Below are 24,543 nucleotides of genomic sequence, written 5' to 3'. Positions count from 1 at the left end.
CCCAGCCCACCGGCAGGGGCACGCTCTTTCATCAGGACTCAAACGTCCAGGAGCCCAGAGTGCTCACCTGCCAGCGGCTACCCGACCCGAGTCTGCCGGATGGCCGACTCACGACTCATTAGGTGCCCTTCACCTCGTCCGCATCGCGCGGTGGCTTCGGGGGTGGGTGTTCAGCGGAAGTTGGCCGAGGAGAAATGCGCGGGTTGCGCCGCGTTTCGGCCACGGGGTGGGAAGCGGTAGTAGGCGATGGCCGCGGCGACCAGGAAACCGATGCCGATCAGCGTGTAGGCGTTGCCGACGATCTGCTGCGAGAACGTCCAGTCCAGCTCGCGGTCGTCGGTGTTCGGCAGGTACCACTGCGGCCCGATGAGCACCGTGAGCGCGCACAACCCCACGGTCAACAACACGCCGTACCAACGATGCCGCAACGACATGGCGAACAGCAGCGCCAGCGTCGGCGCGGCCCACACCCAGTGGTGCGACCAGGAGATCGGCGAAACGAGCAGCACCAGCACCGCGTTGATCATCAACGCCAGCGGTGCGTTGGCCACCCCCAGCGCGTAGCGCATGCCGAACACCGCCAGCACGAGCAGCAGCACCGACCCGGTCAGCCACAGCGAGTTCAGCGCCAACCCGGTCAGCTCCTGCTTCGCCAGCAGGCTGCGCAGCGTGAGGTTGCCCGCGTAGACGGTGCCGATGGAATCCCCGGTGGACACCATCTTGTCCAGCCACCAGTCCGCCGAGTCCCGCGGTGCGGCGAGCACCCCGATCAGCACCGTGGCGGCGAAGGTCGCCCCGCTGACGGCCATCGCCCGGAAATCCCGACGCAGCAGGAACAGCAGCAGGAATCCCAGCGGGGTCAGCTTGATCGCTGCCGCGATGCCCACCAGCAGCCCGCGCGGCCACTTGGTGCGCGGCAGCAGGCAGTCGGCCGCGACCAGCGCCATCAGCATCAGGTTGATCTGCCCGTAGTTGATCGTTTCACGAGCCGGTTCGAGCAGCGTCAACCACGGCATCAGCAGCGCGGTGGCCACCGCCACCTGCCCGGCGCGCGGCGCGAGGTAGCTCGACGAGCGGGCCAGCGAGTAGGCCGTGATCAGGATCGAGACGTGCGACAGCACCGACACCGCCACGATCGCCGCGTCGACCGACAGCCAGGTCAGCGGGATGAACAGCAGTGCCGCGAAGGGCGGGTAGATGAACGGCAGGGTGGCGCTGTCCGGCGTCTCAGGGGTCAGGTCGTCGCCGTACACCTGGTAACCGTTCAGCCACGCGCGGGCACCAAGCCGGTAAATCTCGGTGTCCATGTAGCCGCGGGTGTCGATCCAGTGCACGAACCAAATCGCGAGGATCTCGATGATGATCGCCGCGACCAGCAGGTATCGCCCATCACGCGCGGGTGCCACCCCGTTGCTCACCGCCCCAGAATTCGGCGCCCGCACGCACGCCCAACGTCAGCACGCGGCGTGCGTGGGGCGCGGTCGACGCCGGAGGCGATGCTACCGAAACACGACTCGCCGGATGGGCCGCCTGATGGGTAATAACAACGACGAATAGCTGCGAACGGTACTCGCCAGATGACTCGTTGTGGTGAGAACTGCCTGTTCAAAGGCGGAAACGCGGCCCGCTGACGTGATATCGACACTCCTCGTAGCCATGCGTAGCGGAGAACGTCAACGCGGTTTCGGGCCGGTGGTTCGCCCCCGCTACCCTCGACGGCTGTGAGCTTCGCAGGCTATGACCTGATCGTTGTTGGTTCCGGATTCTTCGGCCTCACGATCGCAGAGCGCGCCGCCACCCAGCTGGACAAGCGGGTGCTGGTGCTGGACCGTCGTGACCACATCGGGGGCAACGCCTACTCGGAGGCGGAGCCCGAAACCGGTATCGAAGTGCACCGCTACGGTGCCCACTTGTTCCACACGTCGAACAAGCGCGTGTGGGACTACGTGACGCAGTTCACCGAGTTCACGGAGTATCAGCACCGCGTATTCTCCCTGTACCAGGGGCAGGTCTACTCGATGCCGCCGAACCTCGCCACCATGAGCCAGTTCGCGGGTCACTATTTGAGCCCGGAGCAGGCCCGCCAATGGGTTGCCGAGCACGCCTCCGAGATCGAAGGCGACGCCGACAACGCTGAGGAGAAGGGCATTTCCCTGGTGGGGCGCCCGCTGTACGAGGCGTTGTTCCGTGGCTACACGGCCAAGCAGTGGCAGACCGACCCGCAGAAGTTGCCCGCCGGGATCATCACCCGTCTGCCGGTCCGCTACAACTTCAACAACCGGTACTTCAACGACAGCTTCGAAGGCTTGCCGGTCGACGGCTACACGGCCTGGCTGCAGAAGATGGCCGACCACCCGAACATCGAGATCCGGCTGAGCACCGACTTCTTCGACGTGCGCGGCGAGCTGCCCGCCGACGTGCCGGTGGTCTACACCGGCCCGCTGGACCGCTACTTCGACTTCGTCGAGGGCGAACTGGGCTGGCGCACCCTGGAATTCGAGACCGAGGTGGTGCCCACCGGCGACTTCCAGGGCACCTCGGTGATGAACTACGCCGACGAGAACGTCCCGTACACCCGGATCCACGAGTTCCGGCACTTCCACCCGGAGCGGGACTACTACCCGACGGACAAGACGGTCATCGTCCGCGAGTACTCGCGGTCCGCGGAAAGCGGTGACGAGCCGTACTACCCGATCAACACCCAGGAGGACCGGCAGAAGTTGGCGGCCTACCGCGAACTGGCCAAGCAGGAGGCCAAGGAGCGCAAGGTCATCTTCGGTGGTCGACTGGGCACCTACAAGTATCTGGACATGCACATGGCCATCGGCTCGGCGCTGAGCATGTTCGACAACAAGATCGCCCCCTACTTCACCGAGGGGCGTTCGCTGGACGGTTCGCTGGAGGACTGACGTGACCGACCGGACCCCCCGAGAGGACCGATCCGCGGCTGCGGGCGAGAGCAAGCTCAGCGATGTGACGTCGATGCGGGCCGGGACCGCCGACGTGGCGCCCGAGCAGGTGCTGCAGCGCGTGGTCTTCCCGCGTGGCGAAGACCCGCTGGACGTGCGCGCGCTGTACATCGACGAGCCCACGGCGCTGAACAGCACCGCGACCGTCGTGTCCCGTCGCCGCCTCCTGGTGCCCGCGCACAGCAAGATCTCGCTCGCGTCCTACTTCAACGCGTTCCCGGCCAGCTACTGGAAGCGTTGGACCAAGGTCGACGAGGTCGTGCTGCGGCTGAAGGTCAAGGGGGCCGGTCGGCTCGACGTCTACCGCTCCAAGTCCAACGGCGACAGCGTCCACCTGCAGGGCACCCCGGTGGACAGCGCGGACTGGACGTCGCTTGAGTTCCGGGTGTCGCTGACGCCGTTCGAGGACGGCGGCTGGATCTGGTTCGACCTGTTCACCAACGACGTGGCGCTGGAGGTCGACGAGGCGGCCTGGACCACCGACCTGCCGCTGCCCAAGCAGAAGGTGCTGATCGGCACCACCACGATCCGGCCCGCGGACTGCGTGCTGGCGTTGCAGACGCTGGGCGAGGACCCGCAGGTGATGGACGTCGTGGAACGGGTCGTGGTGGCCGACCAGGGGCCGCAGAAGATCCGCGACACCGAGGGCTTCGACGAGGCCGCCCGGCGGATCGGCGACAAGCTGCACGTGATCGAGCAGGACAACCTCGGCGGCTCCGGCGGCTTCACCAGGGTGATGTACGAGGGCGTCTACAACTCGGACGCCGCGCAGGTCATGGTCATCGACGACGACATCGCGCTGGAGCCGGACGGCGTGCTGCGGGCGAACGCCTTCGCCCGCGCCGCCTCGCAGCCGGTGATCGTCGGCGGCCAGATGCTCAACCTGCAGGCCCGCTCCCGGCTGCACACCATGGGCGAGGTGGTCGACCTCGCGAATGGCATCTGGCGGGCCGCGCCGGGCGCGGTCACCGACCACGACTTCGCGCGGAAACCGCTGCGCAAGTCCACGAAGCTGCACCAGCGCATCCACTCCACCTACAACGGCTGGTGGATGTGCCTGTTCCCGCGCGAGGTCATCGAGCGCACCGGGCTGCCGCTGCCGCTGTTCATCAAGCACGACGACTCGGAGTACTCGCTGCGCGCGGGCGGCCACGGGTTCCCGACGGTGACGCTGCCGGGTGCGGCGATCTGGCACATGCCGTGGACGGACAAGAACGACGCCACCGACTGGACCGCGTACTTCCACACCCGCAACCGGCTGATCCTGGCCGCGCTGCACAGCCCGGAGGAAGTCAAGACCAGCATCGTCAAGCAGGGCCTCAAGCTCACCCTCCGGCACCTGCTGTCGATGGAGTACTCCACGGTCGCGGTGCAGCAGAAGGCGCTCGAAGACTTCATGGCGGGCCCGGAGGGCCTGTTCGACAGCCTGCGGACGGCGCTGCCGGACGTGCGGGAGCTGCGCAAGGGCTACGACGACGCCAAGACGTTGCCGTCGGCCCGCGAGTTCCCGCCACCGTCGGCGGATCCGATCATGGCCGAGGGGCTGCTGAAGCCGCCGGTGAACCCGGCGGTGATCGCGGCGCGCGCGTCGAAGGCGCTGCTGCACAACCTCAAGGAGCCGTCGAAGACGGCAACGGAGCGCCCGCAGCTGAACGTGCCGGCCGCCAGTGCCCGGTGGTTCCTGCTGGGCAACCTGGACAGCGCGACCGTGTCGAACGCCGACGGCAGCGGCGTGGCGTTCCGCCGCCGCGACCCGGAGGAGTTCCGGCGGCTCGGCATGCGCGCGTTGGCGAACTACAAGCGATTGGGCCAGGAATGGGCCCGGCTGCGGGCCGTCTACCGAACGGCGTTGCCCGAGCTGACCAGCGCGGAGGCCTGGAAACAGGTCTTCGACCAGAAGTGACCTCGACTTACCCGGAGACGATGTGGCAGAGCTGACGACGGTGACGGCCCCCGAAGAACCGGTCGCCGCACCCGCGGACGAAGTACCGGCGGCGGTCACCCCCGAGACCGTCGCACTGCGCAAGGTGCAGGGCGTGCTGGCCAAACCAGCCGTGGTCAAGACCGCACAGGCGATGTCGCTGTTCGGCGAGCACGCGGGCGGCTGGCTGGCCATCGGCGCGCTCGGCGCGCTGGTGGACCGCAAGCGCCGCGGTGAGTGGCTCACCGCCGCCGCCGGGGTCGCCGTCGCGCACGGGGCCTCGATCGCGGTCAAGCGGGTGGTGCGGCGCCGCCGCCCCTCCGACCCCGACGTGCAGGTGCTGGTTGGCACGCCCAGCCAGTTGAGCTTCCCGTCCTCGCACGCGACGTCCACGACGGCCGCCGCGGTGCTCTACGGCGGGTTGGTGGGCAAGAAGCTGACCCCGGCGCTGGTGCCGCCGATGATGGTCAGCCGACTTGTCCTGGGGGTTCACTATCCGAGCGATGTGGTCGCCGGTTCGGCGCTCGGCGGTGCCGTGGCGTGGGGCGTGCGGCGATTCATGAGACGGCGGAGGAACCGTGGCTGACAAGAAGGAAACCGAGGCCGACGCAGTTTCGGTCAAGGCCGACACGACGGGCAGCAACGGCGCCAAGGTCGGCGAAGCCGTGCTGACGGAACCGCGCGAGGATGCCGACGCCAAGGTCGACGCCGGTAAGTCCGGGGACGTCGTGGAATCCGGCTCCGAGGACGCGGCCAAGCAGGCCGAGGTCGAGGCGGATGCGGACGGCACCATCGGCGCCGAGTTCGGCGACCAGGTGCTGGAGTCGCAGCCGAGGAAGTCCGAGGACATCAAGGACAAGTCCTCGGACGCCTACCACGCGAAGGTGACCGCGAAGGCGGGCACCACGGCGGGCCTGGTCTCCGGCCTGGTCAAGGAGCTGCGCCCCAAGCAGTGGGTGAAGAACGTCCTGGTGCTGGCCGTGCCGTTCGCGGCGGGCGAGATCCTGGACCCGCGGATCCTCGGGCACGCGGTCGTCGCGTTCATCGTGTTCTCGATGGCCGCGTCCGGCATCTACTTCGTCAACGACGCGATCGACGTCGAAGCCGACCGGCAGCACCCGACGAAGCGCAACCGGCCGATCGCGGCGGGCCTGATCCCGTTGCCGATCGCCTACGCGGTGTGCGTGCTGCTGCTCGGTGGTTCGCTGCTGATCTCGGCGCTCGTCGGATTGTTCAGCGGCACCGGGTACGGCCTGCTCGCCGTGATGGCGGTCTACATCGCGGTGCAGCTGGGCTACTGCTTCGGACTCAAGCACCAGCCGGTGATCGACCTGTGCATCGTGGCGTCCGGCTTCCTGCTGCGCGCCATCGCCGGTGGTGCCGCCGCGAACCTGAACATCACGCAGTGGTTCTACCTGATCGTGGCGTTCGGATCGCTGTTCATGGTGGCGGGCAAGCGCTACGCCGAAGTGAAGCTGGCGATGGAGACGGGTGCGAAGATCCGCAAGTCGCTGAAGGCGTACTCGCCGTCCTACCTGCGGTTCGTGTGGGCCATCGCGGCGGCGATCACGATCATGTCCTACACGCTGTGGGCGTACGACATCCGCACCGAGGAGATGTCCCGCTGGGGCCTGATCTCGACCATCCCGATGGTGGTGGCGATCCTGCGGTACGCGGTGGACATCGACAAGGGCGTGGCGGGCGAACCCGAGGAAGTGGTCCTGAAGGACAAGGTCCTGATGGTCCTCGGCCTGATCCTCGCAGGCTGCCTGTTCCTGGCCTTCTACCTGTAGAACGACGCAACCAGCGCCCCCGGCCGAACCCCGGTCGGGGGCGCTGTCGTTCGCACCGCGACTCGTTGACCAATAGCACCATTGGCTGACAGAGCGCTGTCCGGTTGACGTTGGATCCTCCTGCGCAGCCCGTAGTTGGTGAGGTACGGGTTGTTCATTTCTTGATCACCCGGAAGGCGGCGGGTCTTCATCGTTCGGGGTAAGAGTGGGGCGTTCCCCGAACGTTGGAGGTCGTTGTGCCTGAACCCACCGCCGTCTCGCGGCGAAGCGTGCTGCTGGGCGGAACCCTCGCCGGTGCTGCTGTACTGTCCACTGTGGCTGCTTTCCCCGCGGCGGCGCTGCCCGGCGCCGGTGCCCTCCGACGCGGCGAGGTCTTCACGCTGGGCGTCGCATCCGGCGATCCCGCGCCCGACGGCGTCGTGCTGTGGACCCGGTTGGCGGCGGATCCGCTGGCCGAGGACGGCATGGGCGGGATGCCGAACAAGGCCCTGCCGGTGCAGTGGGAGGTCGCGGAGGACGAGCGGTTCAAGCGGATCGTGCGGCACGGCGAGGCGCAGGCCGCGCCGGAGCTGGGGCACAGCGTGCACGTCGAGCTCAGCGGGCTCCGCCCGGACCGCGAGTACTTCTACCGCTTCCGCGCCGAGGGATCGCTGTCGCCGACCGGCCGCACCCGCACCGCCCCGCTACCGGGTGCGATGACCGGCCTGTCGATGGCGTTCGCGTCTTGCGCGCAGTACGAGCACGGCTACTTCACCGCCTACCGGCACCTCGGTGAGGACCACCCCGACCTGGTGCTGCACCTGGGCGACTACCAGTACGAGTACAAGGCGGGCGATTACGTGGCGCCGGGCGGCAACCCGCGCGACCACGCCGGACCCGAGACCGAGACGCTGGCCAACTACCGGCAGCGGCACGCCCAGTACAAGTCCGACCCGGACCTGCAGTTCGCGCACGCGGTGGCGCCGTGGGTGGTGGTGTGGGACGACCACGAGGTGGACAACAACTGGGCCGACGAGATCTACGAGAAGCCGGAGATCCCGCAGCCGAATTTCCTGGCGCGCCGCAAGGCCGCTTTCCAGGCGTACTACGAGAACATGCCGTTGCGCCGCGCGCAGGTCCCGCGCGGCATCGACATGCGGCTCTACCGGCGGGTCCAATGGGGACGGTTGGCGACGTTCCACATGCTCGACACCCGCCAGTACCGCGATGACCAGGTCGGCGGTGACAAGTTCCCGAACGCCGACCCGGCCCGGCTCGACCCGTTGCGCAGCCTCACCGGTGCGGAGCAGGAGCGCTGGCTGTTGCAGGGGCTGCGGACCTCCCGCGCCAAGTGGGACGTGCTCGGCCAGCAGGTCATGTTCGCCGAGATCGACTACGCCAACGGCGAGACCGAGGCCTACAACCCGGACGCCTGGGACGGCTACGTCGGGTCCCGGCAGCGCGTCATGCAGGGCTGGCAGCAGGCGAAGGTCCGCAACCCCGTGGTGCTGACCGGTGACGTGCACAGCAACTGGGCCAACGACATTCACAACGGCGACGCGGTGGTGGGCACCGAGCTGACCACCACCTCGATCACCAGCGGTGGCGACGGTTCGGCGAACCTGACGGACCAGCAGAAGGCGTACCTGGCGGAGAACCCGCACGTCCGGCTGTACAACAACCAGCGCGGCTACATCCGCACCAGGTTCACCGAAGGCGAGCTGCGCGCGGACTACCGGGTCGTCCCGTACGTGTCGAAGCAGGGAGCCCCGGTGGAAACCCTGGCCTCCTTCGTCATCGAAGACGGCAAACCCGGCCTCAACGAGGCCTGATCCCTCCAGCGGCGCCACCCGGGTTTCGCGAGAAATCGACGTTCACCCGGGTGGGCCCGTCAGTCGCCGTCGAGGCCGAGGTGGCGGATCACGTCGTGGGCCATCGCGATGGCATAGGACTGGCCGCGGTCCTGCGGGTAGATCTGGGACATCGTGGCCAGGGTGACGCCGGGCATCGAGGTGCGGTGGCCGGGGATCAGCGCCCGGTACTGCGGGGTGACGATCGGCTGCGCGAAGCCCGCCTTGGAGAAGTGCCAGTCCACGATCCAGGACCGGTCGAAGTCCGGATTCAGCTTGCGCAGCCACGGGATGTAGCGCGCCAGCAGTTCGGCGGGCTCGGTGGTGAACCGCCAGTCCTCGCGTGGCACGTAGTTCCCGACGTAGACGAGGTGCCGTCCGCCGTACTCGCTGGGATCGACCATGTTGGTGTGCTCGACGACCGCTAGGAACGGGAACGCCGGGTCGTTGATGTTCAGCCAGTAGTACGGAATGACGCTGCGGTCGCACTCCAGGATGAAGCACGTCGCGCCGAGGTACTGGTTGCGCCACAGCACGTGATCGGCCTCGATCCCGGCCGCCTTCGCGAAAACCGGTTGTGGCACGGTCACGATCAGCTGGTCGAACTCGTAGCTGCTGTCGTCCGCGGTGCCCACCAGCACGGTCGCGCCCGGCTGGCGGATCGTCGACACCGGCTTGCCGAACTCGACCTTCCCGCCGCGCTCGGTCACCGCCTCCAGCAGCGCCCGGTACACCTGCTCGAATCCGCCGTGCACGTAACCGAGTTCGAAGGTGCGGTAGTGGATCCGCGCCCACAGCCAGGCCATCGAGATTTCTTCGGCGTTCGTGCCGAACTTCCCGGTCAGCAGCGGTTCCCAGATCGTCTCGGTGACCCTGGGCCCAGCCCACCGGCGCATCCAGTCCAGTGCCCGCACCGAGTTGAACCGCTGTCCATTTCGGACCGCCTTCAACGCCGCCGACGACGCCCCGAAGCGGATCCGGTCCAGCAGCGAGAACTTCGGGAACCGCAGCATTTCCTGCGGGGTGCCGAAATCGTAGAGGCCCCCGTCGACGTACACGCCGGTGCTGGGCCGGTGGAACCGCAGCAGGTGGCCGAGCCCGAGTTCCTCGACCAGTTCGATCATCGCCCGGTCGGTCCGGAAGCTGTGGTGGTAGAAGCGCTCCAGCGCGGTGCCGCCCACCTCGATCGACGCGGCCAGTCCGCCGAGCTCCGCGGAAGCCTCCAGCACCGTCACGTCGTGCCCGGCCTTGACCGCGTCGAAGGCCGCCGTCAACCCGGTCGCGCCAGCGCCGACGATGCCCAGTCTCATCCGAAGCTCCACTTCTTGTTGATCGCGTATTGGAAGATCAGCACCACCGGCAGCGAACCGGCCTTGACCAGGTTCGGGTCGATGCCCAGCCAACCGGAGAACACCTGTAGCAGCAGGAAGGTCAGCGCGATCCCGGCCAGCCCGACGGCGTAGAACCGCAGGAACCGCACCAGGATCCGATCCCGCTTGCGGAAGTTGAACAACGCGTTGAGCACGAAGTTGTTGGTGATCCCGGCCGTCGTGCTGATCGCGTTCGCCAGCTGCGGGTGCAGCCCGATCACGTTGAACAGCAGCAGGAACAGCAGGTAGTCCAGCAGCACACCGCTGGCACCGATCACCGCGTAGCGCAGCAGCGACCGGCTGATCAGCCCGTCGCGGGCGGCCAGCGGTTCAGTCTTCGTCATGCGAGATCACATTCCGCACGATGTACAGGGGACGCTGTTGCACTTCCTGGTAGATGCGGCCGACGTAGCTGCCGATCACCCCCAGCGACAGCATCTGCAGCCCACCGAGGAACAGCATCGCGACCATCAGCATGGTCCACCCCGAGACGGTGATCGCGGGGAAGAAAAGCCGTAGTGCCACCGCATAAATGATGCCCAGCATCGCCAAACCCAAGCTGATGAACCCCATTCGGGTGATCAGCTTGAGCGGCACGGTGGAGAAGCTGGTGACCCCGTCGGCGGCCAGCCGCAGCATCTTGCGCATCGGGTACTTGGTTTCGCCCGCGACCCGCTCGTCCCGGTCGAAGAGCACCTCGTGCTGTTGGAAACCCATCGAGGCGACCATGCCGCGGATGAACCGGCTGCGTTCCCGGAAGCCGCGCAGTTCCTCGGCGGCCCGCTTGTCGAGCAGCCGGAAATCACCGGTGTCCACCGGGATCTCGACTTCGGCGCAGCGCCGCAGCACCCGGTAGTAGGTGTGCGCGGTGGCTCGCTTGAACGCGGTGTCGCGGCGGGTGCGTCGCCGCGCGGACACGATTTCCGCCCCGGCCAGCCACGCGTCGATCAGCTCCAGGCTGACCCTCGGCGGGTCTTGCAGGTCGGTGTCCATCACGATCACCGCGTCGCCGCCAGCGTGGTCCAGCCCGGCGGTGATGGCGATCTGGTGGCCGAAGTTGCGGGCGAAGTCCACCACGCGCACCCGAGGGTCGTTCTTGGCGAGGTCCTGCAGGATGCCCAGCGAGCCGTCGGCGGAGCCATCGTTGACGTAGACGAACTCGTAGTCGAATTCGGGGCGGCTGGCCACCGTGGCGGTGAGTTCCTCGTGGAACCGGCGGATGCCGTCGGCCTCGTTGTAGACCGGCAGCACGTACGAGATCAACGGTGGCGTGCCCTCGCGGGTGGCCCGTTGCTGCTGCGGCACCGGAATTCGGACCTGGTGGCGCATCGTGTCGGCCATGGTCACTCCCCTCGCCAACCCCACCGTGGAAAAGGAACGCTCTGTACGTCGAATTGGTTGCCTGGTATCGGGTAATCCATCTGAATCAAGTGACCCCATTCGGCGTATTCGGGGGTCTTCTCAACTCCGAGTAGTCGAGTGGGTATTTCTTTCTGGGTGCCGACCTCCGCCATCCCGGCGAAGGTGCCGCCGATGCCGCGCGTGTAGGCGGCGGTTCCGCCGAAACCCAATCCGCTGGGCGGCTTGAGCAGGTACGCGGGCGGTTCCACCAGTCCACCGGCCACCCGCGGCATGTCCCGCGCGCACGGCACGTTCCAGGTCATCGACCAATCCACCAGGATCGGCGCCTTGCCGCGCAGGTACTCGGCGAGCGGGATGACATCGCGGACGCGCGGCCCGGCCACCGCGACCCAACCAGCTGGGTCAGTCGTGTCGTCGACCGCCCGGATCCGCACCCGCTCCGCCCCGCTCGGCACCTCGTTAGCGGAAACGTGCAGGTCACGCCATGCGGGATGGTCCTGCGGACGGTCCTCGACGACGCGTTCGGCCGGATATTCGGCGCGCTCGTCGGAGTCCAGCCAGGTGTCGTCGAGCACGCGTTCGCCGACGATGCCAGTGGCGGAGCCGAATTCGAGCGCGACCCGGTTGCCGTCGCCGCTGCGCCCGGCCACCGCGACGGCGAGTTCCTGGTTCGCGGCCAGCCGGGGTAGCGGATACCAGCCGGTGGTCAGCGTGCCGGTGGAGATCTGGCCGCCGGTGAGGCTGCCCCACAGCTCCCGGACGCCTTCCGGTGCCGCACTGCCCGGCGCATATCCGGTCCCGGCGCTGAAACCGATCGCCTCGGCGCGATCATGCGAGGTCAGCGCACCACCGGGGACGTCGGGGATGGCGACCACGTGGTCCGCGATGCCGCAACTGCCGCCGACGATGGCGGCGATGCCCTGCCCACCGATCGAATACCCGCCCGCCTGCCGGATCGGCGCGGCGATGAACGAGTAGAGCAGGATCGCCACCGTCACCCCCACTGCTCCCGCGCTGATCACGGCGGGCATCCTGATGAGCATTCGCCGGGCTCGGTCCCCACGCGCACGTCCAGGTAGGACGGAGACCACCAGCAGCAGCACGCCAACCGCGAGAAACCACCACCCGGGACTGTTCAGCGGCCGCACCGGCTGCTCTCCCCAGGGCACCCCGTATTGCGAGTGCAGGAACCAGTTGTTTTTCCCAGCGAATGCCAGCGCTGCTGCGAACACGGCGAGTGCGGTGCACAGCAACCCGGCCACCAGCACCGCCCGATCGCGGGCCAACTGCCGGGCACCGAGTGCGATCAGCACCACACCTGCGGTCAGGGTAGCGGCTCCGACCCCGACCAGCGCGCCGAAGTAATGCGTCCATTTGGACGGTGTCAAGGTCATCAGCGCCATGCTGAGCACCAGGCAGACCGGCAGCACGTACCCCAGCCGCAGACCGGGCAGCCGTCCCGCGCCGCGCAACAGCAGCAGTCCGCTGTAGACGACCACCGCCAGCGTCAACAGCACCGGGGCCCGCCGGGCCAAGTCGCCTTGCAGGTCGAAGCCCAGCAGGTACTGGTAGCGCACGATCTCCTGGAACCACGGCACGTCCGGGCCGTAGAAACTGTGCAGCTCGGTGGCCTGCCGGATGCCGAAGAGGGACTGGTCGGCGAACATCGCCACGATCCCGGTGGCCGCGATGCCCGCCAGCAGCGCCGTGACCGACACGCTGAGCAGCCGCCAGATCTGCGGCAGCAGCGCCACGAACGGCGCGATCGCGGTGATGCCCATCGGGCTGACCGCCACCGAAAGCCCGGCCGCGAGCGCGGCCAACCCCAGCCAGCTGACCTGGCCGCGCCGGACCGCTTGCAGCACGCAGGCGAGCACGGCCGCCAGTCCCAGCGCCACGAAGGGCTCCGGCCGGATGCCCAACCCGAAGGGCAACCACCAGGCCAGGAAGCTCACCGCCGCGAGCACCCGGACCGCGCCGCGTCGGCCGTGTTCCGGCAGCACCGGGCCGAGGATGCCGCGGCTGAGCACGAACCAGGTCAACACGGCGGCGAGCACGCTGGGGATCCGCATCGCGAGCGGGTTGATGTTCCACTCGGCCACCGGCACCAGGAGGTGCTGGACCAGCGTGAACGGTGCCTCGGAGGCGTTCTCCCAGCGGTAGTAGTTCCCGATGTCGCCGGTTTGCAGGCCGTTGCGGACGGTCATCGCCGCGAACGAGTCGTCGGGCGTGGTGGGCCCCAGCGCCCACCAGCCGCCGAGCACCGCGAGCACGGCGAGATCGACGAGGTAGCGCAGCGCACTTCGCCGGGCGACCGCACCGGGAACCGGTGCCTTCCGGCAGCCGCGGTCGTGTGCGACGAGCATGGCGAAAGCCAGTGCGACCAGCAGGATCTGGGCCGCGATGAGGAGTTTCTTGGTGTTGGTGGGGGAGTTCTCGAACCAGTTCGCGGTGCTGACCCGCACTTGGGCGCCAGCGGCCTGCTGCGGTGCCAGGTCGGTGGCGAAGGCGACGATGTCGCGGATCCGTTCGCCAGGCAGTTCGACCGATCGGTCGCCGATGCGGGCGCGGCTGCCGGTGGTGTCGGCGTCGATCGCGACATCGCAGGCCTCGGCGATCGGCACGCGCAGCGCCTCGCGGCCCGCGACCAAGGCGATCACCTGATCGTTCGCGGTGGTGACGGCGAAGCCCTCGGTGGGCTGGCCGGGCAGCCGACTGGCCACCAGCGTGGTCGGGGTCTCGCGCTGCTGTCCGGCCCGCACCACCGGGCACGGCACGTGGACGTGAACCTCGGTCGGTTTGTAGGGGACGACGAATGCCAGGGTGCTTTCCGGTAACTGCCCGGCCCGCGGCCAGGTCACCGTGACCTGCTGGGTGTTCACCGGCGCGACCGCGACGGCGATCGCGGCCAACAGGCCCAAGACCCCGACGATGAAACTGACGACAGTGGACAGTGGGCGCTTCCGCTTGCCGGTGGGGCCGCCCGCGGTCGTGGACGTCGGATCGGCCAGCTCCGCGGAAGCCTGTCCGATCCCGTCCGGCACCGGCGTTCCCCCTGGTCAACTCGGTTGAATTGCGGCGAACTCCAGTCTTGGCCAACTCCGCGGATCCCGCAGCGCCTGAACGGGGCTTCCTCGTCAAGATTTCACAATGCGGAAATTTTTCTGTTGGTGGATCTCGGGTCAGTGCTCCTCGAAGGGGTAGGCGGTGTCGCCGTCGGCGCCGCCGATGACTTCGCGGTGCTGCGTCGTGGTGTAGGCATCGCGTTCCGTTTCGTAGCGCACCGCGTAGAGGTGGCCCCAGGTGTTGCCGGGAGCATCGCGCAGCCGACTGGGCAGTTCGAATCGCCGCGACAGCATCGGCACCCCGGCGAACACCCCGCCGATGGTGGGCCCGAACGCCATCGACGCTTCGCCGCCGGGTGGTGTGAGAAGCATCCGAGGACTGGTGGCGGTGCCGTGCGACACCTGCGGATATCCGAACAGGCAGGGGAACACGAAGCTCATCGGCCAGTCGATCAACACCGGCTCCTGCCCGTCGAGCGCCTGCCGCAGCGGTACTACATCTCGCACCACCGGGCCGCCGACGGTCAGCCAGCCCTGCTCGTCGCTGGTGCGGTCCTCGGCGAGCACCCGAACCCGGTCGGCACCGGCCGGGATCTGGTCGGGCTCGATGGTGAGCAGCCGCCAGTCGCGGAAATTCCGCCAGTCGATCGGTCGACCGTGGCGCGGATCGTCGAAGGGCAGCTCCGTCGGCGGTGGATCGCGCAGCTCGTGCACCCCCACCGGCCACACCTGCCGACCTTCCGCAGTGCCGAATTCCAACGCCAGCGAGTTGCCCTGCTCGGGCCGCCCGGCGACCCACACCGACAACGCCTGGTCCCCGGTGAGCTGCGGCAGTCCGAACCAGCGGGAGGTCAGCGAACCGGTCGTCTGCGGCCCGCCCACCTGGCTCGTCCAGGCGAACTGGCTGGCCGAAATCGGCGCCACCGCGTCCTCGGGGGCGTTCGGATCGCGCGGCTGCACCGGCCGCAGCGGTTCGCCGGGCTGTTCTTCGCGCAGGTCGGGCTCCTGCGGCGGGGAGCCACCGACGGTGAAGCCGTCGAGCTCGGCAGCCCCGTCCACCGGCGTCAGCTGCGCGGCGATCGGCAGCGTCTCCACCTCGTTCTCCATCCCGCAACTGCTGGCCCGGATGCTCTGCCAGTTCATCCGCGCGATGGAGAACCGGTCACCCATCGTCTGCGGCGCCGCGATGAACGATCCGATCAACACCAGCACGGACGCCAGCGCCGCCAACCCGAGCACCGAGGTGGGCACGGCGGTCCACATGAGACTGTCGGTCGGCCGGTGCGACACCATCGCGCGGATCCGGGTGAAACCGAAGGTGAGCACCCCGATCGCCGCGCCGGTGACCAGCCACAGCACCGGGTTGTCCAGCGGCAGATCGGGTTGCACGGGAGTGTCGGACCACGGCATCGCGAAGTCGGACTGCATCGGCCAGATGTTCGGACCCATGAACGCCAGGGCGGCGGCCACCGATGCGGCGATCCCGCCGAACACGCCGAGCAGCCGCGCTTCTCGCTTGGCGTGGGCGAGCTTGCCGACCCGAGCCAGCAGCACCACGGTCACCGCGAGCAGCGCCGAGCCGACCCCGGCGAGCGCGCCGAAGTGGTGGGACCACTTCGACGGCGTCAACCACAGCCCGGCCAGCACCGCCGCGACGGAGCCGAGCAGCACCGGCAGGTCGGTCAGCCCGGTCCAGCGGTGCACCTGCCGCATCGCGCAGGACGCCGCGATCAACACGCCGGTCACCACCAGGAAAACGGCCAACCGCTTGCCGGACGCTCCCCAGATCGTCGTGCTGAGCAGGCCCACGTACCGTTCGATCTCCTGGTACCAGCCGAGACTCGGGCCGAACTCGTCGTGCAGCGCGGTCGCCTGCCGGACACCGCCCAGCGTCGAGTCGGCGAACATCGCCACCAGACCCACCGCGGCCAGGCATCCGACCAGCACCACCCTGGTGGGCACGCTGATCCAGCGCGGCAGCGCACCGCGCTGCACGAGCACCCGGCCGATGCGCGGCGCGAAGAAGAGCACGATGAGCAGCGCGCTGACCCCGGTCGGCGTGATGGCCACGGTCAGCCCGGCGAACAGCGCCGCGAGGCCGAGCCAGAAGTGCGGCGCCCGCGTCCGGCTGATCTTCAGCAACGCCGCGACCAGCGCGGACGTGCCCAACGCGACGAACGGTTCCGGCCGGATCCCAAGACCGAACGGCAGCCAGCAGGCCAGGAAGAACACCGCGGTGAGCACGTGCAGCGGCAGTCGCCGGGTGCCCCGGCAGACCGGCGCGACGATGCCGCGGCTGACGATGATCCAGGTCAGCAGCCCGGCGAGCGCGCTGGGCAGCCGCAGCCAGGCGGGCGCGAGGCTGTCTTCGGACACCCAGCGCATCAGGTGCTGCACCAGGGTGAACGGTGTCTCGGAGGAGTTGAACCAGCGGTAGTAGTTGCCGATGTCGCCCGCGCTGTCGTAGTTGCGGATCGTCATCATCGCGAAGCCGTCGTCGTCGGTGAGCGGCCCGATGACCAGCCAACCAGCCAGCACCGCGGCCACCGCGGCATCGATCGGCAGCAGCAGCGGTCGCAGGCGCACCGCGGCGAGCGCGGGCGGGGCGTGGACGAACAGCAGCACCAGCGACGCGAGGGCGAGCAGCAGCGCGGTGCTGATCAGGGTGTGCTTGACGTCGGTCGGCGCGGTGTCGAACCACGAGTAGGTGCGGGCGGTGACCGAAAGCCCGGCCGCTTGCGGCGGTTCGAGGTCGGTGGCGAAGGTGAAGATCTCGGGCGCGGCGATGCCCGGCAGCGTGATCGGCGGATGGTCGTCGACGGTCACCACCGACTGCCCCGAGTCCGCGTGGATCGCCAGCGCGCAGGCTCTCGGCGGCAGCGGCACCTGGAGTTGGCCGAGCACCAGTTCGGGTTCGCCGAGGCGGGCGGTCAGGACCAGGCCTTCGCGGTCGCTGCCTGGCGGCAGCGTGGTCAGGACCGTGGTCCGATGAGGTCGGTCGAGGGCGGCGCGCAGCACCGGGCACGGCACGGTCGCGTCGAACGATGCCGGTCGGTAGGGCGCGAAGAACGCGGTCGTGGACTCGACTTCGGCTGCTGGCCAGCGCACTTCGGTCCGATCCACGAGGACGGGCGCGAATGGCAGGGCGAGTGCGCAGGCGAGGCCGACGACACCGACGCAGCACGCGATCAGGTGCGCCAGCAACTGCCCGAACCGCAACCACGACCGCCTCGGCGGCGCCTCGGCCGTTTCGGCCGGTTTCGGCTCGGCTGGCAGGTCGAGTTGCGGCGGCGGACTGCTCCAGTACTTCACCCGCGCTCCTCGGAAGTTCGAAAACACATCGCCGGTCATCCTGGCGAACACCACGCGCCACCGTCGGCGGCGGCACGCCGAATTCGTCCAGCCGATTGACGATCCGCACCCCGTGATGGTTGTCCTCGCCGCGTTCACCGCGGTGCTGCGGCAACCGGTCGTGGCGCTGGGCGTGGTGTTCGTGCTGGCCAACACCGCCCTCGCGGTGTTCTTGCGCACCGCGGCGCGCGGCAGCGGATATCCCGGTTGGGTCGGCGCGGTCGTTCAACCGGTGCGACTCATGCGCGGCCGATGGCCATGATGTGCGGGCTCGCGCCGAGGAGTTCCGGAACCGCTTCGACCCGGCGGAGGGCGCGCAGCACCGCCTCGCGGTAGGTGGCGTTGGCCAGGCGGTCGCTGTTGGTGGCGTAGGCGGCGGCGCTTTCGATGGCCAGCAATTGGATGTCGTCGAAGTCGGCGTCGGCCAGTTCGTCGTGGAGTTCGCCGGGGCGGTGGAAGAACGTCAGCGTGAACCAGCCCGGGTGCTTCTCGGGATCGTTGCGGTGCACCCCGTCGCGCACGTCGCCGTCCGCGATCACGTCGAATTCGGGGTCGGCGATCTCGCCACCCCGAACACCGTCGAAAGTGGACGCGTACCGGGAAACCGCCGCGGCGAGGAGGATTCCGCCCGGCCGCAGCACGCGGTGCCCCTCCCGCAGCGCGCGAATCCGGTCCTGCCGGTCGATGAGGTGGTAGAGCGGTCCGAGCAGCAGCACCGCGTCCGCGCTGTCGTCGTCGAACGGGAGCTCGCGAGCGTCGCCGACCCGGGCCGAGCTCAGCGGGGCGTCCGGCTGCTCCTGGGAGGCCGCGGCCGCTGCCTCGACGTGCGGCGGCCACGCGTCGACCAGGTGCACTTGATATCCGTTGCGCGCCAACGGGAGCGCGTAAGCACCTCGCGCCCCGCCGACGTCGTAGACCACCGCTGGAGCCGATGGCAGGAACCGCTCCAACAGCTCGGTAGTGCGCAACGCCTCCAACAATCCCCAGGTGGACAACCGATCCCGTTCAGGATCAAACCGGTAGTACCCAGAGATCGCACCCTCAAAGTCCGCCACACCCCCAACCTACGCCCACCCACAAACGAAAAAACCCACACCAGACGAGCCAGCTCCGGCACCAGATCGAACATCGCCAAACCGAAGAAGTTCGGCGCGCCTTGGAATGGTCAGATGAGTAACCCAGATGGGTTCCGGAGCGCGGTTTGGGGGTGGGTGAGGGGCACCCGTGACCAAGTTACTGGGTCACGGGTGCCCCTCACCGTGTCGTCGTTATTGCTTGGGATAACTTCGTCCTTCTCCATCGCGTTCCTTCTCATGTGTAATTCCCGGGCGGAAACTTCTGGTTCTAGGGTTGGGTGAGACGGCGGTCGGGTTTCGTAACCCCCATCCCCCGGCCTGGCCGCCGTCTCCCTGGTTTTTCTGAATCCTTTTCTTGTTGGGTGGTAATGGTGTTTGGTTCGTCTTTGGTCGGGTCGGTGGTGTATTGCGCTGCATGGTGGGTGGCGGCATGCTTTGTGGCCTGCGGAATTGCCTTGGGTGGGGCAGATCCGCGAGACTGTTCGCGGCGACACCGTCACGTTGGCTTAATCATCCGAAGTAGACTGGATCGATCCGAACTGCGGATTCTGCATGGCTCGGGCGCGAGAACCCCGCGATGCGCGGGAAAGGGGATCGAAATGACCGGAGTGGTTTGGATATCCGTGGTCGCCGCCCTACTCGTGGCGCTCGGATTCTTCCCGCTGCGCAGTGGGAACGGGCAGCACGCGCACGCCGGTCCCGGCACCGTCAGCGTGTGGCAGCTCCGCGACAGCGTCGCGCAAGAGCGCGACGCAATCGCGTGGGCCGCGCAAGAGCGCGAGACAATCATGTGGGCCGCAGAAGAAATCGCGTGGCCGACCGAGGATCCCGACCGGGGCCGCCACCACATGCGCAACGTCGACATGCTCTGCCACCGGCTGGCGCTCGCGATCCTCGAACACGGTGTTTTCCGCGCCACCGCACCGATGGACGTGTGCCCGCCCAAAATCAACATCGCGTTCGGGTGAAAACAAAAGCACGGGGCCCGGTTTCCCGGACGCCCGTGCCCCTGCTGCGGTCCGGCGGTCAGTTCTTCAGGTAGTCGACCACTTCGCCGCTGTCGCGGTGCCATTCGATGAAGCCGCGTTCGAACTCGTTGGCCCGGCCCAGCGGGCTGTTGGACTCGCCCGTCACCGGATATCCCAGGTAGGAGCGCTCCCAACCGAGCTGCGCCCAGCGGGCGCGGATCCCGCCGTACACCTCGTGCGCGCCCGCCCACGGCGTCCAGTAGATCGACGCCCCGCCAGCACCGGTGAAGTGGTTGTAGCGGCCGATGCCGTCCGCGGTGGTCTGCTCGTCGGTGGTCGGGTAGCCGAGCACGCCGCCCGGACCGCTCAGCTCGATGTAGCGCTGCGCGATCACGCCCTGCATCGAGTGCGCACCCGTCTGCGGGCTCCACGCGATCCCGGCCGGGAACCTGCCGTCGCCGTTGAACTGGTTGTAGCGCCCGACACCGTCAGGTGCGGCGAGTTCGTCGGTGATGGGGTAGCCCAGCGGGCCGCGTTCCCAACCGGATGCCGCCCACTTGTCCCGGATCGCGCCCCGCACCGCGTTCGGGCCCGACGGTTGGGTCCAGTAGATCGACGCGTTCTCGTGCTGGGCGTTCGGCGTGACGAAGTGGTTGTAGGCGCCGAAACCATCCGGGGTGAGCCGGGTGTCGGTCGCCGGATAGCCGAAGGTGGCATCCTCGCCGAGCTCGCGGAAGTGCTCCAGGATCCGCCCGACGACCAGGTGCGCGCCGGTGCGCGTCGACCAGTAGATCGCCGAGTGGATCACGCCGTCGGTGGTGCGGAAGTCGCTGTAGCGGCCACCTCCGCTGCTGGCCAGTTCGTCGGTGATCGGCACGCCGAGTTCGGCGTGTCCGCCCAGGTCGAGGAATCGGCTGTAGATCATCCCGCGAACCACCGTCACCGCCGTGTCGGGCGTCCAGTAGAACCGGGCGTGGGTGAAGTCCTGCCAGCGCAGGCCTTCGAGCTCGACGACCTCCGGTCCGACCGGCGCGCCGACCTGCGCCCGCTCCTCCGGGGACATCGACTCGTAGCGCTGGCGGATCGCGCCTTCGCCGGGGTCGGCCTCGGCCGGTGCGGTGGGTGCTTGCGATCTCGGCGCTGCGGTCGGCTCGCTCGGGACCTCGGCGGATGTGCTCGGTTCGGTTTGCGCTGCGGCCGGTGCGGTCGCGGTCAGGCCGAGAAGCACTGCGGCAGCGGCGATTGCCGCCGCGAATCGTTTGACGTTCACGCGAAACCCTTTCGTTCAGGGACATCTGTTGATCGCCGCTGAGCCGCAAAAAGTTGCCACCGTATCGGGTGATCTTTTTGGATGCTCCCGGTAAGCCGCGATTTCCGGGCACCCGAAAGGGCCGCAGTTCCAATTGGAAATGCGGACGTTCCGTGGACCCTCCGAAAGTTCAGGGCAGGTGGAGGGTCCACGGACACGGCACCCGGTGAACCCCACTTCGCCAGGTATCCGCGCTTCCTCTGCGCGCAGCGCGTCGGGAAGTCGAAATCCGGGCGGAACCCGCAACAGGACCGCCATGTTGTCATCGCCGCGAGGCGCCGAAACGTTGCCCGGCGTCGGGTTTTCGACGTTGCCGTTACCGATCCGCGACCTGCCGGTCGGCCTCGCGAGGCGGTTGCGCGCCCGAGTTGCGCTCGATCACCGGGTAGTCGTTGCGCGCCAGCGTCGGCAGCCGAGTCCAACCCCACCGGATCTGCTGCGAAACGCTCAGGTCGAAGCGGCCGACCGGGTGCCGGTAGCGGATCACGAACGCATTTCCCCAGGTCAACCTGGGTGGGCCGCCGGGGAGTTCGGCGGCCAGCCGGGTCTGCGTCCACTGCCGGGTCGTCTGCACCCACGCGCCGCCCCACTCCAGGTAGCTGATGTTGTCCAGCCATTCCGGGGGCAGCGTCTCGAATTCGGTGAGGCGCACCGTCGGCGTGTCCGTGATGCCGTCCCGAACACCAACCTGGTCCACGCAGGGCCAAAGCGGTGCGTTCACGTGGTTGGCCAGCACCGGTTGGCCGCGGGTGAGCTCGGTGATCGGGCGGGCTTCGGTCAGCTTCGGCTCCGCGACGGCCAACCAGGACTGCGCACCGGTCACCTGGTCCACCGCGACCACCCGCGCCGATTTCGCACCCGGCGGGATCTCAACCGCCAACTGCTGCCATTCCCGCAACGCCGACCTGCGCAGTTCGGGGTGCAGTTCCTCGGCGACGATGCCGTCGGAAACCGCGAATTCCACCCGGAGTTCCTGGTCGGCGAGGCGGCCCGCCACCGGCACGGTGACGTGCGTGCCCGGCCCGGACAGGGCGTACCAGCCGGTGACGAGCCGACCGACACCCGGCGTCGTGCCGTCCGGCCGGTCGTCGTGCCAGCTGGTCGTCGGCTCGGACCACGGTTCGGCGGGCAGCGGCGCGGGACCGGTCAGGAAGTCCCCGGAGAGCTCCGGCTGCGTCGGTGGGCCGAGGCGTCCCGACGGCAGTTGCACCCGCACGTCGCTGGCCAGGCCGCAACCGCCGCCGAACAGGGTTTGCCAGCCGGAACGCGCCACCGTCCAGCCGGGCGCCTGCCCGATCGGCGCGTAGCAGAACAGCGCGACCAACAGCAGCACCGAACCGATCGAGGCAACCCCCAACATCGCGCGGTCCGGGACCAGACGCACCAACCTGCCGTGCCGACGACGCCACCGCGCCCACAGGTGTGCGAGCAGCGCGACACCGATCCACAGCAGCGGATTGCGCAGGTACAGCGGGCCGAAGTGCGGTTCCAGGTTGTTGGTCTGCGGATCCGGGTTGAGGTGCTCGCCGAAGCGCTGCCCGGCGTCGGAGAACGGCACCCACCAGTTGTCCCCGGCGAAGCTCAACGAGATCGCCCCGATGATCAGCACCATGCTCGCCCCGACGACCACCGGACCGGCCCGCCTCGGCAACGGCGAACGCAGCAGAGCCGCCGCCAGCAGCACCGTCGGCGCGGCGGCCACCGCGTGGAAGTGGCTGACCCACTTCGTCGGGCTGAACGCGATCAGCACCAGCGCCGCCGCCGTGGTGATCGCGCTGGTGATCAGCAGGCGGCGAACCGGATCGCGCCCCATCCCACCGCGCCCGCTGGACAGGGCGACGACCGCGACGAGCGCGAGCGCCAGCAGCACCGGTAATCGCCGTGCCCACCCGGCGGTGTCCAGCAGCGTGTTGTAGTGCTCGAACTCCTCGTACCAGGGGAATGACAGGTAGTACCAGCGGTGGATATCGGTGGCTTCGAGCACATCGCCCAGCGTCGCGTCGGCGAAACCGACCGGCACGACGACCGTCGCCGAGGCCGCCGCCAGCAACAGCGCCGCGATCCGGCCCGACCAGGGCTGCCGACGCAGCCACCGCACCAGCCACGGCACGCTGAGCACCAGGGGAGCGGCTGCGACCAGGCCGGACGGCGACGCCGTCAGGGCCAGCGCGGCGAACGTCGTCGCCAGCGCCAACGCGCCGATCGAATGGCGCAGGTTCGACGCCTCGGCGAACAGCAGCGCCGCCGCCGCGCAGACCACGATCACCGGCTCCGGTCGCAGCGACATGCCGTAGGACAGGAACCAGACCAGGTGCGCGACGAGCAGCGCCCACGGCACCGCGCGGAACTTCGCCGCCCGGCCGAGCATCGTCGCGAACACCACCCGAAGCAGCGCCCACGTCACCAGCCCGCAGAACATCGGGATCAGGCGCATCCACCACAGCGACCAACCACCGAGCTCACCCCACCACTGCAACAGGTATTGGCTGAGCACGAACGGGTTCTCGGTGGCGTTGAACATGTAGACGAAGTTGCCGAGGTAGCCGGTTCCGCCCGCGTTGCGGGCCATCATCAGGTACCAGCCGTCGTCCATGTTGACCGGTCCGAGCACCACCCACGCCGCGGCCACCAGCACCATGACCGCGTCGGCGGCGGCCACGCGGGGCATGGTCAGCACCCGCATCGACTGCGGTCCCCGCCAGCGCCGCCACGCGAGCACCAGCACCGCGAACAGGCAGCCGAGGTGCGCCAGCAGCAGCGCGATCTTCCAGGCGCTGGGCGCGGATTCGTAGCGCGCATCGGTGTGCAAGGCGACCTGGAGACCGACCGCCGAGCCGGTCGTGGACAGCTCGGAGACCTGCGGTGGGAGCAGATCCGGGCGGCTGCGCAGGAGCGTGCCGTCCCGGAAGATCCGCAGGCCCGTGGCGTCGGCGTGGACCCGGTACGCGCAGTTCGCGCGCAGCGGGTCGGCGAGGACCTCCACCCCGTCGACCAGGAAACGCGCCTGACCGGCCTGTGCCACCACGTCAAGACCGGGGGTGTCCAGGGCGTGCGTGCGCAACGCCGATCCGGAACTCGTGCGCAGCGTCTGGCACGGGATCGTGGCGTCGAAGTCCAAGGGGCGGTACGGCGACAGCGGCAGCACCGTCGAGGGCGTCGCATCACCAGCCTTCGGCCAGGTGACCAGCGGCATGTCGGCGTTGACCGGCGCCAGCACCGCGAGCAGCCCCAGCACGATCGTCAGCCCGGCGAGCACCGCTACGCGGCGGTTCCCGGACACCCCGGCGTGGCGGTGCGTCGCTGCCGGGGATCGGTCGTGCAGGACTGGCGGAACGGCTCCCATACCTTGTGGACATTTGACGGGGCCAAGAGGTTTGCCCGTCCGAGTCACGAGTCGATCACAACTCGTCAAGCCGTCAGCGCCGCCGAAAAAGCGGTGAACTTCCCGTGAAATGGGCACTTCGAGCCGCAGCAAGCCGCGCTGCGCAACAACAACGGGGCCGCCGGAGATGCGACTCCGACGGCCCCGT

General features: G+C 68.6%; 16 protein-coding genes. 7 read left to right on the top strand and 9 right to left on the bottom strand.

Annotated features, from left to right (window positions below; genetic code table 11):
* Positions 1-170 precede the first annotated feature (170 nt).
* The gene (locus tag ACTWQN_RS21660; RefSeq protein ID WP_443205347.1) at positions 171-1,418 is read right to left on the bottom strand and encodes a glycosyltransferase 87 family protein; all 1,248 of its coding nucleotides are present in this window, start codon (positions 1,416-1,418) and stop codon (positions 171-173) included.
* 303 nt (positions 1,419-1,721) lie between these two features.
* Between ACTWQN_RS21660 and glf the strand changes: the two genes are divergently transcribed.
* From glf to ACTWQN_RS21635, 5 genes are all read left to right on the top strand, one after another.
* A complete protein-coding gene (gene glf / locus ACTWQN_RS21655) occupies positions 1,722-2,909 on the top strand; it encodes a UDP-galactopyranose mutase (protein ID WP_443205346.1) in 1,188 nt (395 codons plus the stop codon).
* Position 2,910: 1 nt separating this feature from the next.
* On the top strand, positions 2,911-4,872 hold the full coding sequence (locus ACTWQN_RS21650) for a glycosyltransferase (protein ID WP_443205345.1): 1,962 nt from the start codon (positions 2,911-2,913) through the stop codon (positions 4,870-4,872).
* A gap of 22 nt (positions 4,873-4,894) precedes the next feature.
* Positions 4,895-5,476 (top strand): phosphatase PAP2 family protein, encoded by a 582-nt coding sequence (locus tag ACTWQN_RS21645; RefSeq protein WP_443205344.1) that lies wholly within the window; start codon positions 4,895-4,897, stop codon positions 5,474-5,476.
* A 232-nt stretch (positions 5,477-5,708) separates the two neighbouring features.
* Entirely contained in the window at positions 5,709-6,683 is a 975-nt protein-coding gene (locus ACTWQN_RS21640) for a decaprenyl-phosphate phosphoribosyltransferase (RefSeq protein ID WP_443205355.1), read from the top strand.
* Positions 6,684-6,919: 236 nt separating this feature from the next.
* A complete protein-coding gene (locus ACTWQN_RS21635) occupies positions 6,920-8,494 on the top strand; it encodes an alkaline phosphatase D family protein (RefSeq protein WP_443205343.1) in 1,575 nt (524 codons plus the stop codon).
* 59 nt (positions 8,495-8,553) lie between these two features.
* On the opposite strand, the gene ACTWQN_RS21630 is transcribed toward ACTWQN_RS21635, so the two are convergent.
* From ACTWQN_RS21630 to ACTWQN_RS21610, 5 genes are all read right to left on the bottom strand, one after another.
* Positions 8,554-9,822 (bottom strand): NAD(P)/FAD-dependent oxidoreductase, encoded by a 1,269-nt coding sequence (locus ACTWQN_RS21630; protein ID WP_443205342.1) that lies wholly within the window; start codon positions 9,820-9,822, stop codon positions 8,554-8,556.
* Positions 9,819-10,226 (bottom strand): GtrA family protein, encoded by a 408-nt coding sequence (locus ACTWQN_RS21625; protein WP_443205341.1) that lies wholly within the window; start codon positions 10,224-10,226, stop codon positions 9,819-9,821. The genes ACTWQN_RS21630 and ACTWQN_RS21625 overlap by 4 nt, the downstream gene beginning before the upstream one ends.
* Positions 10,213-11,223 (bottom strand): glycosyltransferase family 2 protein, encoded by a 1,011-nt coding sequence (locus tag ACTWQN_RS21620; RefSeq protein WP_443205340.1) that lies wholly within the window; start codon positions 11,221-11,223, stop codon positions 10,213-10,215. The genes ACTWQN_RS21625 and ACTWQN_RS21620 overlap by 14 nt, the downstream gene beginning before the upstream one ends.
* A 2-nt stretch (positions 11,224-11,225) precedes the next feature.
* Positions 11,226-14,288, bottom strand: coding sequence for an arabinosyltransferase domain-containing protein (locus ACTWQN_RS21615; protein ID WP_443205339.1), 3,063 nt, complete (start codon positions 14,286-14,288; stop codon positions 11,226-11,228).
* A gap of 138 nt (positions 14,289-14,426) precedes the next feature.
* On the bottom strand, positions 14,427-17,621 hold the full coding sequence (locus tag ACTWQN_RS21610) for an arabinosyltransferase domain-containing protein (RefSeq protein ID WP_443205338.1): 3,195 nt from the start codon (positions 17,619-17,621) through the stop codon (positions 14,427-14,429).
* Between the two features lie 112 nt (positions 17,622-17,733).
* Here ACTWQN_RS21610 and ACTWQN_RS21605 point away from each other — a divergent pair, with 112 nt between their 5' ends.
* On the top strand, positions 17,734-17,922 hold the full coding sequence (locus ACTWQN_RS21605) for a hypothetical protein (protein WP_443205337.1): 189 nt from the start codon (positions 17,734-17,736) through the stop codon (positions 17,920-17,922).
* Here ACTWQN_RS21605 and ACTWQN_RS21600 read toward each other — a convergent pair.
* On the bottom strand, positions 17,900-18,715 hold the full coding sequence (locus tag ACTWQN_RS21600) for a class I SAM-dependent methyltransferase (protein ID WP_443205336.1): 816 nt from the start codon (positions 18,713-18,715) through the stop codon (positions 17,900-17,902). The genes ACTWQN_RS21605 and ACTWQN_RS21600 overlap by 23 nt on opposite strands.
* Positions 18,716-19,335: 620 nt before the next feature.
* Between ACTWQN_RS21600 and ACTWQN_RS21595 the strand changes: the two genes are divergently transcribed.
* A complete protein-coding gene (locus ACTWQN_RS21595; RefSeq protein ID WP_443205335.1) occupies positions 19,336-19,704 on the top strand; it encodes a hypothetical protein in 369 nt (122 codons plus the stop codon).
* A 58-nt stretch (positions 19,705-19,762) separates the two neighbouring features.
* On the opposite strand, the gene ACTWQN_RS21590 is transcribed toward ACTWQN_RS21595, so the two are convergent.
* The gene (locus ACTWQN_RS21590; protein ID WP_443205334.1) at positions 19,763-20,974 is read right to left on the bottom strand and encodes an LGFP repeat-containing protein; all 1,212 of its coding nucleotides are present in this window, start codon (positions 20,972-20,974) and stop codon (positions 19,763-19,765) included.
* Between the two features lie 355 nt (positions 20,975-21,329).
* Entirely contained in the window at positions 21,330-24,356 is a 3,027-nt protein-coding gene (locus tag ACTWQN_RS21585; RefSeq protein ID WP_443205333.1) for an arabinosyltransferase domain-containing protein, read from the bottom strand.
* Positions 24,357-24,543 lie beyond the last annotated feature (187 nt).

This window comes from Saccharopolyspora antiqui (assembly GCF_052246905.1).
In the GTDB taxonomy this organism is placed as follows: Bacteria; Actinomycetota; Actinomycetes; order Mycobacteriales; family Pseudonocardiaceae; genus Saccharopolyspora.
This window is presented reverse-complemented; position numbering and strand designations above follow the sequence as displayed.

What these genes read in the sequence shown, in the direction of transcription:
- ACTWQN_RS21630 (WP_443205342.1), bottom strand. Translation starts at nt 9,822, where the DNA reads ATGAGACTGGGCATCGTCGGCGCTGGCGCGACCGGGTTGACGGCGGCC.
- ACTWQN_RS21625 (WP_443205341.1), bottom strand. Translation starts at nt 10,226, where the DNA reads ATGACGAAGACTGAACCGCTGGCCGCCCGCGACGGGCTGATCAGCCGG.
- ACTWQN_RS21620 (WP_443205340.1), bottom strand. Translation starts at nt 11,223, where the DNA reads ATGGCCGACACGATGCGCCACCAGGTCCGAATTCCGGTGCCGCAGCAG.
- ACTWQN_RS21595 (WP_443205335.1), top strand. Translation starts at nt 19,336, where the DNA reads ATGACCGGAGTGGTTTGGATATCCGTGGTCGCCGCCCTACTCGTGGCG.
- ACTWQN_RS21585 (WP_443205333.1), bottom strand. Translation starts at nt 24,356, where the DNA reads ATGGGAGCCGTTCCGCCAGTCCTGCACGACCGATCCCCGGCAGCGACG.